The sequence below is a fragment of the Glaciimonas sp. CA11.2 genome, assembly GCF_034314045.1.
Classification (GTDB): Bacteria; Pseudomonadota; Gammaproteobacteria; order Burkholderiales; family Burkholderiaceae_D; genus Glaciimonas.
This window is the reverse complement of the sequence record NZ_JAVIWL010000001.1, coordinates 4,078,929-4,092,267: the sequence shown is the minus strand read 5'-3', so window position 1 is coordinate 4,092,267 and position 13,339 is coordinate 4,078,929. Positions and strand designations below refer to the sequence as shown.

The following is a 13,339-nucleotide window of genomic DNA, read 5'->3' as shown; positions in this document are numbered from 1 at the left end:
GCTTTTACTGATACTAAAAAATGAGTAACCATCGGAATTTCCGATATATTAAAATATAAACAACTGAAATAACCTCGGTCATGTCACATTCTCTTGAATCTTTATTCATGTTTGTCGAAGCGGCAACGTTAGGATCGTTCTCCGCTGCTGCGCGCAAATTGAACAAACAACAGTCAACCGTCAGCGAGGCCATCGCCAATCTCGAAATTGATTTTGGCCTACTATTGTTTGACCGCACTACGCGGCGGCCTACTTTGACTGAACATGGCAAAGCGATGTTAATCCACGCACAACAAGTGCTGGACGCCAATGATCGTCTGTCCCGTTCAGCCCATCGACTGGCTGATGGCTTGGAACCGACGCTTACATTAGTGTTATCAGATATGTATCAATCGAATCGCTTCGAATCGATCCTGACCGAATTTGAACAGCGTTACCCTGAGTTGGAACTTGAATGCATGATTGCCGAACATACCGACGTTGTCGCCCTGGTACAAGAAGGCCGCGCGCAGCTTGGTTTGGTCGGCGCGCAGCCAGACTATCCACCCGACGTGGGATTCGAATCCATGTCTGAACGTTCAGAGATTGGGTTGTATGTCAGCAAGCGTCACCCTCTCGCAACTGCTACGCCTGTCACCACGGAAATGCTGCACAACGCCCGTGAACTCCGGCTCAACACTTACCTTAATGACATCATCGAGCGCCGCCGTGGCCTTTGCTGGTCGGCTTCCAGCTACTTATTACTGCTTGAGATGACGGAACTGGGCTTCGGTTGGGCCGAGCTTCCACGATGGTTGGCACAACGCTTCGCCGCCGATGGCTTACTGGAACTACAAGTACGCGGATGGCCAAAATCGGTTCAGGTTGACGCAGTCTGGTCTAGAAGACATGGATTGGGCCAAGCTGGCGGTTGGTTATTGGCGTCTTTGCTGGCCCCTTAGAAACGGACCATTGAAAACAAAATAAACACAATAACTGTCACCAATTGAAACATTCTCCGATCAACGAAAAGATGGTTTAGATTTATAATGCAACACTGTTGCACAATAAACATACCTGCAAATTTAGTCGACATTGAATCAAAAAATATGAAGGACAACATGAAGCACATATTTTCTAGCGTCGCCATTAGCGCCCTGCTCTGCTTGGCACTCTCACCTGCAATCGCGCACGAAGCACACGTCCATGGCGTCGGCAAACTGGATGTGGCAATTGATGGCGCACAAATTACGCTCCATCTGGACACACCATTAATCAATCTGCTCGGATTCGAGCACGCCGCAAAAAATACCAAAGATCGCGCGGCGGCCCAAAAAATGGCGCTTCAACTTCGCAACGCCAGCAAAATATTCGTGACAACGCCTGCCGCAGAATGTCGCCCTATATCGGTCAAACTGGCATCCAATGCGATCGATCCGATACTCCTTGGCGAGTCGCCAACGCCTGCGACCAAGATCAACGCCACCGCAAAAGCAGCGGTACATGCTGACCTTGATGCCGATATCGTTTTACAGTGTGAAAATCCTCATCTTTTAAAAACTATTGACGTTAACTTATTTGCAAAATTCAAAGGCTTTCAGAAAATTGATGTGCAAATGGTGACGCAAAAAAACCAGCTAGCCGCCACGCTACGACCATCGGCCACACTTCTGTCCTGGGAATAAAATGCGTGTAATGTCATGAGTGAAGTAGTCATTAAATTAGATGACGTATCGTTCAGTTGGCCCGGACAGTCTGTGCCGACCTTGCAAATGGATGCATTAAAGGTAGATCGTCAGGATCAGGTATTTATCGCGGGGCCAAGTGGTAGTGGCAAAAGCACATTGCTGGCATTGATCGGCGGTATTGTGGTGCCGCAACGCGGAACCATCACGATACTTGATACTGAGCTCCATAGTATTTCTGCCTCGGCGCGAGACCAGTTTAGGGTTGATCACATAGGTTTTATTTTCCAGCAATTCAATTTGATTCCGTACTTATCAATCCTCGATAATGTATTGCTTCCATGCCATTTTTCCCGCTATCGACGCCAACGTGCAGTGGCGCAGGGCACCACGTTACGGAATGCTGCTGAATCTTTACTACACAGTCTTGATCTGGCACCATCGTTATGGCGCAAACCGGTGACGCAACTATCCATAGGGCAGCAACAACGGGTTGCTGCCGCCCGCGCATTGATCGGCCAACCCGAGATCATCGTTGCCGACGAACCAACATCAGCACTCGACGCCGATCGCCAACAACGGTTCCTGGATCTGATGCAGCGAGAGTGTGAACAAGCACGTTCTACGTTGCTCTTCGTTAGCCATGATCAGCGGCTGGCATCGCGCTTTAGCCACCGGTTAGCGTTAAACGAACTCAATCATGCTGCCCACCTGGAGGATCAGGCATGAGCATGCTGATTCGTCTGGCCGCGCGCAGTGCATGGAATCGCCGCTTTACACTTGGGCTAATCCTATTAGCAATTGCCTTATCAACGACATTGTTATTGGGCATAGAGCGTATTCGGCACGACGTGCGCGAGAGTTTTTCCCAATCCGTATCCGGTACTGATCTGGTGGTCGGTGCCCGTACCAGCTCAGTGCAACTGATGCTTTATGCGATCTTTCATATCGGTGGCGCCACCAACAATATCGGTTGGGATAGCGCCCAAAAACTCGCGCATAATCCCGCCGTTGCCTGGACTATTCCGCTATCGCTGGGCGACTCGCATCGTGGCTTTCCCGTGTTGGCAACCAATGGCGACTATTTCACGCATTTTCACTATGGCGACAAACAACCGCTGCTTTTCGCATCTGGCCAGCCGTTCCATGACGTGTTTCAGACCGTACTCGGGGCCGACGTCGCACAACAATTGCACTACAAACTCGGTGACAAAATTATCCTCAGCCATGGAAGCGGCGATGCGCATTTGACCGAACATGCTGATAAACCCTTCGTCGTCAGTGGAATTTTAGCGATAACCGGAACGCCGGTCGATCGCACCGTACACATCGGCCTCGACGGGATGGAAGCGATCCATCTCGACTGGGAAGGCGGCGCGCCGATCAAGGGATTGATGATCCCATCGGAAATGGTTAAAAAATTCGATCTGACGCCCAAAACTGTCACGGCCGTTCTCGTAGGACTAAAAAATCGTGCCAGCGTTTTTGCCTTGCAGCGCGCCATTGCCGACGATAAGGACGATCCGCAGATGGCGGTCTTGCCGGGCGTCGCATTGGATGAGTTGTGGCAAGTGGTCGGTATCGGCGAAAAAGCGCTGTTAGCCGTCTCCGCCATGGTCGTCGTCGTCGGACTGGCCGGATTGGTATCCTCTATCCTTGCCAGTCTGGGCGAACGACGTCGCGAGTTAGCCATCCTGCGCTCCGTGGGCGCGCACCCGATAGACATCTTTTTTCTGCTCGCAATAGAGGGTTTTGTCGTGATGTTGATCGGCGTACTGCTCGGGATTGTGATATTAAATCTCGCCATTGTGATGCTAGGACCGCTATTGGTGACGGAATTCGGTATCGCCTTACATCCAGCACTCCCCACGACAGGAGAATTATTCCTATTGCTATGGACCATCATTGGCGGTCTGGTCGCTAGTCTGCTGCCGGGATTGCGAGCGTATCGGCTCAGTCTATCCGACGGATTAACGCCCCGAGTGTAAATATAAGAGGTTGGCTATGAAAATATTTTTATGGATCCTGGCAATCGTCATCGCAGGTCTGGGTACTGGAATGGTAGGACGTTATGTGGTGGCTGACCGCAATGCAACAGCAGCGCTTAAAGCATCGGCGGCGGCACAATTAGCGACGCAAGATGGCGGCTACAAAATTGGCGACCGCCTGCAACAGAATCCGCTGGTAGCATCAAACCCAACCAAGACTGCGCCAGCAATCAAGTCGCCGTTTCAAGAAATAAAATGGGAAGACCTTGCCCCCGCCAGTTGGGACCCGATGAAGCCGTTCAAGGGAATCGATCTTAACAAGCTCGACGACGCTGATCCACGTGCAGAAGCAGCGCTCCAAAAAGCCAAGGATTACTGGAAAAGTGCACCGATCAATCCTGCGATGAACGGCAAAATGGTCAAAATTCCGGGATTCGTGGTGTCGCTGGATCGCGAAGGCGATGCGCTCAAAGAATTCTTACTCGTTCCGTATTTTGGCGGCTGCATCCATGTACCACCGCCGCCTGCAAACCAGATTATTCACGTCAACAGCACCAACGCCATCAAGGGCGTGCGTACGATGGATGCTGTATGGATCAGTGGCGTATTAAACGTTAAACCAACATCCACCGACATGGGCGATGCCGGTTATTCTCTGGTGGCGCAAAACGTTGAGATGTACAAAGACGGCGATACAAAACAATAAATGAAGCAATAAATGAAACAATGAGCGAAACAATCAGTGCGTCAAAATCAAGACTGATCTTTAGGTGCGCGGCAACACAATTGTCGCCACCAATCCACCTTCAGGATGATTCACCAGCAATAACTCCCCACCATGCGCTTGCACAATGTTTCGCGCAATTCCCAGGCCAAGTCCCATTCCGTTGGCATTTAATTCACGACCATGTGCAAGTCGTAAATAAGGCTGGAACAAACTGCTAAACGCCTGTTCAGGCACGCCAGGCCCATGATCCCGAATCTGAATTTCAATATTATCTGACCCCTCATTTGCTGACTGCGCGCTAATCTGCCGCACAGAAATCTCCACCCTTTCAGCGTAAAAAAGTGCATTATCAAACAGGTTGCCGATTGCACGTTTGAGTGCCAGCGGTTTCGCCATCACTGTCAATCCAGATTCCTCAAATGCCACCGCATGACCGGCCATCAGCGCATCACGGATCATTCTTTGTATCAATGCATCAAGCCGGACCTCGGTACGATTTTCATGTATATCGCTATCCTTTACCGATTGCAATGCGCCCTTCACCATCATGTCCAGTTCATCCAGGTCCTCGTGAAAATCGGCGCGCATCGCGTCATCATCGAGCAGTTCGGTACGTAGTTTCAGACGCGTAATGGGAGTGCGCAAGTCATGCGAGATAGAAGCGAACAAACGCTCGCGATCCTCCAGATAACGCTTTATCCTTTCACGCATTGCGCTAAAGGCACGCGCCGTTTTGACAAACTCGCGACTGCCGGTTTCCGGCAACTCTGGTACGGTCTCACCTTTTCCAAAAGCTTCTGCCGCATCCGACAGTGCGGCCAGCGGGCGCGTCGTCCAGCGCACCACCAATATCGATAGCAGCAATACCGCCGCCAGCGACAAAGCCTGCAATACCAAACGATCTGGCGACAAAGGACCGTTACTTTCCAAAAAATAGGGATTGGGCATCAGCGCCGCAAGATATAACCATTTGCCCGGTTCGAGCTGGGTCTGGATCACCAACACTGGCGCGGGATTTGGTTTAATCAATAAAATATGTTGTACCCAATTGTCCGGTAAATCCGCAATTTTCAATCCGTCGTCTGATACATTCACATCATCCGGCCACGCAAAAGCGAGTCGAAACTCGGGCAAAAATGGCAGCTCTTCCTTGAGAGTTTTGAGGACAGTCTGGCTTGCCAGATCAGCTAACGCGTTCTTGCCAATTGGTTGAATCAGAATCGGGGCGTTATTGGCGTTCACGAAGAAGCGCGTGCCGCCCATTTCGCGCAATTGCTGAATCATGATTGGTCGATAATTGGCGGGCAAACTCTTGAAATAACGGATGGCACTAACGGCACTATGACCGAGATGCTGCGCCGCGATCCGGGTTTCTATTTCTGATTTAGATCGTAGTTGAGTAGCCCAAATCAACCCACCGACTAATTGTGTCACTAATATGCCCAACACCATCACCACCGACAATTGCCCAAGCAGCGAATGCGGCAATACCCGCGCCAAAACACGGGTAATAAATCGATGGGTAGTTGTGTTTGCCAACCTGAGCCTAAATGGCGGAAGAAACAACGTCAGCAGAAAATACGTAACCTGCGCCACGTACAGTTTTGATCAACTGCGGTGATTTGCCATCATCGTTCAGACGATCTCGCAACTTGCTAATCTGGACATCCAGCGAACGATCCATCGGCCCCGAATCCCGACCTCGGGTTTCTTCACACAATACGGTGCGATCCAAAATATCGCCCGGATGCGCGACAAAATACTTCAACAATTGATAGTCCAGTCCAGTCAACGCCACCAGTTTTTGTTCGGCGTCAACAACGGTTCTTTCGACCGTATCCAGCGTAAAACCCAGAAACCGGTAATACCGCGGTGCAGCGGCGTTATCGAATCCCATGCGCCGGTGGATTGCCTTGATCCGCGCCAGCAACTCGCGCGGGCTATAAGGCTTGCCCATATAATCATCCGCGCCTAACTCCAGACCAACAACCCGATCAGTTTCATCTGAGCTGGCTGTCAGCATGATAATCGGCACATTTGAGCGGCGACGGACGATTTTACACAATGCAAAACCATCCGTGTCAGGCAACATGACATCCAGGATAACCAGCGACAACTCGTCAGCAAAACGCTGAAATTCTGCCAGAAAAGTTTCGCCGTTATGCGCCAGCATGACTTCATACTGATTTTTTTCAAGATAGGCCTTTAACAAGATCCGGGTTTTCTGGTCATCGTCAACGATCAAAATCTTACGCATAGTGAGGCTTCAAGAGTAGGTACAAGAGTGGATACATAAGTTGAAAAACGACTGGATACATCGATAAATGTGTGGGTGTGATCTCACTCATTCCTCAGGACGCTCTATTTTAGGTGAGCTGCGCGCTATTGCCGCTAGACGACGCTGCGTATCCAATTCAGTTATTTGATCGTCCATAAAATAGCGCCGTACTTCCGCAACGATGGCATCCTTTGTTGTCTCATCAGTCGCCATTCTATGCACCAGACTTGGTGCCTGAAACGCGCCGCCTTTGCTGAACGTACGCCACGATGCCAGCGCACAACTATCCATTTTCGCTTTATTGGGATCACGCCAGACTGAAATCGACCCTTTTACTTGATTGTAATCGGTTTGAACCGTTGCCGACATCAAGACCTGCGCGAGTTTCTCCTGCGCCTGTTGATGCGAATAATCTCCGGCAAACATCGCCAACGTATCAACGCTATAAAGATGATACTCATCCGTTCCCGGCACCGTACTGCATCCAAAATCAACGTCGGTTATCTTGCCCCACGCACGTAGCTCACCTTTTACCCAATCCCCCATCACAAACATCGCAGCATCACCATCGGCAAGTTGCCGCGTCATCTCGTTCCAGGGCTGCTCCCGAAGTGGCATCGGCATCCATTGTTTAAGTCCGCGCAATCGTTTCAGTGCATGCGCCAGACGAGGATCGGCGTAAGCTTTAGCGTTCATGTCGACAAACAATCGGCGATAAAATGCGGGACCACTTTCTGCCAAAACCAACGTTTCGAACAAGGTTGCGACTTGCCATGCCTCGCTACTCTGTGCCAAAGGAACGACGCCCGCCTGTTTTAATTTGAATGCGACACGATCAAAATCGGCCCATGTTTTGGGCGCAATCAACTCCAATCGATCAAATATCTTCTTGTTGTAAAACAGCATATTGATACGTTGGATACCGATCGGAGCAGCAACAACATGATCCCGATTTTGCACCAATGACCACACCGTTGGAAACAATAGTTTTTTCCAATTGCCAGGCCTCGATACATCATCCAGTTCCAGCAATAGGCCAAGATCAGCCCATTCGCCAAAGACCACACCATTCAATTGGGTCACCTCGGGCGCATGCCCCGCCAACACTCTGCTCTTCAAGACTTTGCTAGCCCCGACACCGGCCCCGCCCGGTATTGCTGCATTGCGCCATTCAATGTTTTCATCCACCAACCGATCCGAGAGGACCTTAACGGCTTTGCGCTCACTGTCTGAGGTCCACCAATGTAAAACTTGCAATGCGTTGGCCTGCGAATACACTACAAAGCTGGTATTTGTGCCGTATGAAAACGGCGACAACCCGCATCCCAGCATCATCGCCATGCACCATCCCCATCGCCATTGCTTAATCCTCAATGCGCAGTACGACCTTTTTAATTGTTCAGTCATTTGTATTTTTATTTATCTAAACATGTGTAACTTATCGCGCTTTTTTGCTTCTTATTTTTTTGGCCAGGCTTGGTATCCATCAGGCTTCTTGCGTCATTCGTGAATAATTTATACCGTTTTTCTGTCCCGTATCGCGAGAGACTATAACGTAAGTTCACGACTTGATTTGGTTTTAAGCCTCCATTTAGCTAAATTTCACGCTAGTTTTGTAAAGATTTGTAAAGAACAATTAACTTTCGTTTCTGATGCAAAGTCTTCTGCGGCTTGCGCAAAAATCATCACACTATGGCAGCGTAAACACGGCCCCAACGTGGTGTAAATATATGTAACTTGCCGATCTTGGAAATTCCATAAAAAACGCATTAAATCAATAACTTACGTAGCAATTAACTATCATAACAAAGACCGATAGCATCACAATCCCTATGATGCTACTGTCAATCCACAGCAGGATGAGGGCAAGTGGATAACCCGCAAGCCAGACCATAAACTGCGAAAAAATGCGGCAAAACGCCCTTCACCACAAAATACAGAGGAGACAATCCATGCAATCCGTCAGCAAAATCCAGGGAAGTAAGACCCTCCGCAATGCCGTTCTCACCGCGCTAGCAACGCTTGCAACGTTTGCCGCCGTCACCACTGCCCAAGCCGGCACATTGACCATAGAAAGCTGGCGCGTCGACGATAAAGCACTCTGGGAAAGCGTCCTGATTCCTGCATTCCAAAAGAAAAATCCGGGCATTCAGGTCAAGTTTTCCCCCACTGCGCCGACCGAATACGACTCCACCGTCACAGCACGTCTCGCCGGTGGCACCGCTGGCGACCTGATTGCCTGCCGTCCTTTTGATGTATCGCTGTCACTTTATAACAAAGGCAATCTGGAAAAACTGGATGGCAAACCCGGCATGGAAAACTTCCCTCCGTCGGCAAAAGTCGCATGGCAAACCGATGATGGAAAAGATACATTCTGCATGCCTATCGCTTCGGTCATACATGGCTTCTTATATAACCAAAAAATCTTCAAAGAATTAAACATTCAGCCGCCAAAGACCGAGGCCGAGTTCTTTAAAATTCTCGATACCATCAAAGCTAACGGCAAATATACGCCTATCTCAATCGGTACTGCAGATCAGTGGGAGTCTAGTCAAGTCATGTTTACCGGTCTTGGCCCCAACTACTGGAAAGGTGAGGAAGGCCGTAAAGCCCTCATCGCAGGCAAAGCCAAGTTCACCGATCCGCAATTTGTGTCCGTATTTGACTACGAGGCCAAGCTAGGCAAATACCTGTCCAAAGGCGCAAGCGCCCAAACTTATGGCGATAGTCAGAACCTGTTCGGTCTCGGCAAAGCAGCAATCTATCCCGCAGGCTCCTGGGATATCGCGTATTTCAATGCGAATGCCAAATTGGAAATGGGCGCTTTTCCACCACCTGTGCCAAAAGCTGGCGATAAATGCTACATCTCCGACCATAACGATATCGGTATGGGCGTCAACAAAAAGTCGAAAAACAAAGAAGACGCGTACAAATTCCTGGCCTGGTTGGGATCACAAGAATTCGCCGATATTTATACCAATAAGGTGACCGGCTTCTTCTCTTTGTCCAATCATCTGATATCGGTCAAAGACCCCGTCGCCAAACAAATGATCGACTGGCGCAAAACCTGCTCATCAACCATTCGCCTGAATTCGCAAATCCTCAATCGCGGAACACCAAGCATGGAAAATGAACTGTGGAACGTCAATGCACAAGTCATTAACGGCAAATTGGCACCAAAAGATGCAGCGGCACAAATTCAGACCGGCTTTGCCAAATGGTACAAGCCACAACAAAAATAATTATCGAAAGCATGAGTCGAGTGGCCGAACGAGCAAGCAATACAAGCGATTTTTTTCACTTGCTTGTCCGTTCTAACAGCCAAACAAGATCGACTCTTTTGCACAAAAATTACCGGGCCTTGTGACGAGATATCTCAACGGTAACGAAGTGATCGCGATCAACCCCGCCACAGCGGTTTTGAATAAGTCCAACTCAATAGGACAATGAGTTTGTTTGGAGAATCAAGTTGAAAAAAGCATTTCCCTGGCATATTGTAATTTTTCTAGCGCCAGCGGTGATCATCTACTCGATGTTCAGCGCGCTGCCGCTGCTGGACACACTCCGGCTTGGCTTCTATACCACCAACGATGCTGGTGTTCATAGCTTCGTCGGTCTATCCAACTATCACATCATCCTTTTCGATTCTGACTGGTCCAACGCGTTCTGGAACGCGATGTGGAATAACGTCAAGTTTTTTGCAATCCACATGCTGCTGCAAAATCCAATCGGATTATTGCTGGCGACGCTGTTTAGTCTCAAAGGTCTGCGCTGGGCGCGCTCATATCGCACCCTGATATTTTTGCCGACATTACTGTCGGTGGTGATAATCGGATTTATCTGGCAACTTATTCTGTCGCCGTTATGGGGTGTTGGTGAAAAATTGATGGGCTTCGTCGGAATGGCAAATTTCTTCGCGCCCTGGCTTGGTCAGCAATCTACTGCATTAATCACACTGGCCCTAATCTCGGTATGGCAATACATCGGCATCCCCATGATGCTGATCTACGCGGCATTATTGGCCGTGCCAGAAGAAGTGCTGGAAGCGGCTTACGTCGAAGGCGCTGGTTCGTGGCGCATCTTTTGGCAAATCAAATTACCGCTAATTTTGCCAACTTTGGGATTAGTCACGATTCTGACTTTCGTTGCCAACTTCAATGCATTTGATCTGATCTATTCGGTTAAGGGTGCACTGGCTGGACCCAACTATTCAGCCGATCTTCTGGGTACCTTCTTTTATCGGACGTTCTTTGGCTATCAGGCGCAAATTGGCAGTCCCACGATGGGCGCTGCAGTGGCAACCCTCATGTTTTTGGTGATCTTGCTCGGCGTTGCCGTGTATTTCTATCTCGTCCAGCGCAGGCTGACACGCTATGAATTGTAAGGTGTATTCCATGACTTCCTCCACACTTCGCCCCTCGCTACGACCGTCAATGCGACATAGTAATATCGGCCGCATTTGGGTACACCTTGTGCTGTGCGCCTATGCGCTGGTGGCACTGTTCCCCATTGCGCTGATACTGATCAACTCCATCAAATCGCGCGAAGCCATCTTTGACAATCCGCTGGCATTTCCCACCGTCGACACGTTCTCGCTGATCGGCTTTGAGAAGGTGTTAACCAACACCAACTTCATGCTGTATTTTGGCAATAGCCTGATCGTGACACTCGGCTCGTTGGCACTCATCGTTTTGTTCGGTGCCATGGCAGGCTGGGCGCTATCCGAATATAAATTTCGTGGCAATCGCATGATGACGTTGTATCTGGCACTTGGCATCATGATTCCCATCCGCCTTGGCACAGTCTCCATTTTGCAATTGGTCGTGACGCTTGATCTGATCAATACGCGCACGGCGTTGATACTGGTTTATACCGCTCAGGGATTACCATTAGCTGTGATGATTTTGTCCGAATTCATTCGGCAAATTCCAAAGGAATTAAAGGAAGCCGCACGTTGCGACGGGGTGGGTGAATTCAAGATTTTTTTCCGCGTGATACTTCCCTTGATTCGTCCTGCGATTGCGACCGTTGCTGTATTTACGATGATTCCAGTCTGGAACGATCTGTGGTTTCCATTGATTCTGGCACCCGGCGACGACACTAAAACTGTCACCCTCGGCGTCCAGCAATTCATCGGCCAGTACGCCACTGACTGGAATTCTGTGTTGGCTGCTTTATCGATGGCGGTGATTCCCATTTTGATTTTGTACATGCTGTTTTCACGCCAACTGATACGCGGCCTGACATCCGGTGCGGTCAAATAAACCAACAAACTTATACAAATTCGTCCGCGTATTTCTGATCGCACGGCAGAGTAAAACAGGTAAAAAATCATGGCTAACGTCAATATTAAGAATCTTAGAAAATCATACGATGGCAAGCAAGATGTGCTGGCAAGCATCAACCTTGACGTAAACGACGGCGAATTTTGCGTACTGGTCGGCCCTTCCGGCTGCGGCAAATCGACATTACTACGACTTTTATGCGGACTCGAAGATATCACCGATGGCCAAATAGCCATTGGCGATCAAGTCGTCAACCATCTTCCGCCTGCCGAGCGTGGTATCGCGATGGTATTTCAAAGCTATGCGTTATATCCGCATATGACGGTGTATAAAAATATGGCGTTCGGGCTAAAAGTTGCTGGTTCCGATAAAAATACGATCGACCAACAGATTCATCATGCCGCTGGCATTTTGAAGATTGATCATTTACTGGATCGATTGCCGCGTGAATTATCCGGCGGCCAGCGCCAGCGTGTGGCGATTGGTCGCGCTATCGTACGGAAACCGAGGCTGTTCTTATTTGACGAACCACTATCCAATCTGGATGCGGCCTTACGCGTACAGACTCGCCTTGAAATCGCCAAATTACATCGTCAACTGGCAGCAACCATCGTCTACGTCACGCATGATCAAGTTGAGGCCATGACGTTAGGCGACAAAATTGTCGTGATGAATGATGGCCAAATACAACAATCAGGTACGCCTCTAGAGCTATATCAGCAGCCAGAAAATTTGTTTGTGGCAACCTTTATCGGTTCGCCCAAAATGAATCTGATGCAGGGCTTGGTTACCTCTATTGAGGCAGATTATCTAAAAATACAATTAGAGGGAGGTCAGGAGGTGGGTGCTGATGTCTGCACAACCGAAGTGAACGGCGTTATGCGCATCGGCGATCCGGTCACTTTAGGCGTGCGCGCCGAACACATTCTGGAGAACAACAGCGGCAGCGAGACCTTTAGCGGGAGAGTTAACGTCGTTGAACATCTTGGAGAAGCAAATTTCATTTATGCCACGCTGCAAAACGGTCAGGATATCGTCGTACGCGGCGATGGAAACAATACCGTCCTTATCGGTGAAAATATCACGCTATCGGCAGCCAGCAATGCATTTCACGTATTCGATGCAAATGGCAATGCGCTACGTCGCATCAAGCCAGGCAACATGATTTCATCAAAATTGGGACTAACGCAAAATCGCCCTAACGGCGATGTGCCATCCTAGCCGCCTGCGCTGCCCGCTCTCAGCGCGAACTATCTTTGTCGTCAAGTCATGATCAGACAGTTTTGCGTAAGTCCTAAAAAGCGCATGATGACCAAAAAACATTTCTATTTAGTAGTTTGCGCACCATTTAACGGCAAAAATAGATAAACTTTTGCTTTAGGCCACAACAAACAGGA

General features: G+C 49.3%; 12 protein-coding genes. 9 read left to right on the top strand and 3 right to left on the bottom strand.

All coding sequences use genetic code 11. The annotated features are described in order from the left end of the window. Positions 1–80: 80 nt before the first annotated feature. From RGU75_RS17755 to RGU75_RS17735, 5 genes are all read left to right on the top strand, one after another. Positions 81–941: a LysR family transcriptional regulator gene (locus RGU75_RS17755; RefSeq protein WP_322238228.1), complete on the top strand. Its 861-nt coding sequence runs from the start codon at positions 81–83 to the stop codon at positions 939–941. A 159-nt stretch (positions 942–1,100) separates the two neighbouring features. Beyond that, the gene (locus RGU75_RS17750) at positions 1,101–1,664 is read left to right on the top strand and encodes a DUF2796 domain-containing protein (protein WP_322238226.1); all 564 of its coding nucleotides are present in this window, start codon (positions 1,101–1,103) and stop codon (positions 1,662–1,664) included. A 15-nt stretch (positions 1,665–1,679) separates the two neighbouring features. Continuing rightward, on the top strand, positions 1,680–2,393 hold the full coding sequence (locus RGU75_RS17745) for an ABC transporter ATP-binding protein (RefSeq protein WP_322238224.1): 714 nt from the start codon (positions 1,680–1,682) through the stop codon (positions 2,391–2,393). Further along, a complete protein-coding gene (locus RGU75_RS17740) occupies positions 2,390–3,652 on the top strand; it encodes an ABC transporter permease (RefSeq protein ID WP_322238221.1) in 1,263 nt (420 codons plus the stop codon). The genes RGU75_RS17745 and RGU75_RS17740 overlap by 4 nt, the downstream gene beginning before the upstream one ends. A gap of 16 nt (positions 3,653–3,668) precedes the next feature. After that, on the top strand, positions 3,669–4,358 hold the full coding sequence (locus RGU75_RS17735) for a DUF3299 domain-containing protein (RefSeq protein ID WP_322238218.1): 690 nt from the start codon (positions 3,669–3,671) through the stop codon (positions 4,356–4,358). Between the two features lie 60 nt (positions 4,359–4,418). On the opposite strand, the gene RGU75_RS17730 is transcribed toward RGU75_RS17735, so the two are convergent. The 3 genes from RGU75_RS17730 to RGU75_RS17720 all read right to left on the bottom strand — a co-directional run bounded on the left by RGU75_RS17730 (position 4,419) and on the right by RGU75_RS17720 (position 7,989). Next, positions 4,419–5,831, bottom strand: coding sequence for an ATP-binding protein (locus tag RGU75_RS17730; protein WP_416186879.1), 1,413 nt, complete (start codon positions 5,829–5,831; stop codon positions 4,419–4,421). Positions 5,832–5,925: 94 nt separating this feature from the next. After that, a complete protein-coding gene (locus tag RGU75_RS17725; protein ID WP_322238215.1) occupies positions 5,926–6,636 on the bottom strand; it encodes a response regulator transcription factor in 711 nt (236 codons plus the stop codon). Between the two features lie 87 nt (positions 6,637–6,723). After that, complete coding sequence (locus RGU75_RS17720) at positions 6,724–7,989, bottom strand: ABC transporter substrate-binding protein (RefSeq protein WP_322240644.1); 1,266 nt, start codon at positions 7,987–7,989, stop codon at positions 6,724–6,726. A gap of 620 nt (positions 7,990–8,609) precedes the next feature. Here RGU75_RS17720 and RGU75_RS17715 point away from each other — a divergent pair. From RGU75_RS17715 to RGU75_RS17700, 4 genes are all read left to right on the top strand, one after another. Next, positions 8,610–9,899: an ABC transporter substrate-binding protein gene (locus tag RGU75_RS17715; RefSeq protein ID WP_322238213.1), complete on the top strand. Its 1,290-nt coding sequence runs from the start codon at positions 8,610–8,612 to the stop codon at positions 9,897–9,899. A 227-nt stretch (positions 9,900–10,126) separates the two neighbouring features. Continuing rightward, positions 10,127–11,041, top strand: coding sequence for a sugar ABC transporter permease (locus tag RGU75_RS17710; RefSeq protein ID WP_322238211.1), 915 nt, complete (start codon positions 10,127–10,129; stop codon positions 11,039–11,041). Positions 11,042–11,051: 10 nt separating this feature from the next. Then, complete coding sequence (locus RGU75_RS17705) at positions 11,052–11,921, top strand: carbohydrate ABC transporter permease (protein WP_322238209.1); 870 nt, start codon at positions 11,052–11,054, stop codon at positions 11,919–11,921. Positions 11,922–11,990: 69 nt separating this feature from the next. Beyond that, complete coding sequence (locus RGU75_RS17700; protein ID WP_322238207.1) at positions 11,991–13,163, top strand: sn-glycerol-3-phosphate ABC transporter ATP-binding protein UgpC; 1,173 nt, start codon at positions 11,991–11,993, stop codon at positions 13,161–13,163. Positions 13,164–13,339 lie beyond the last annotated feature (176 nt).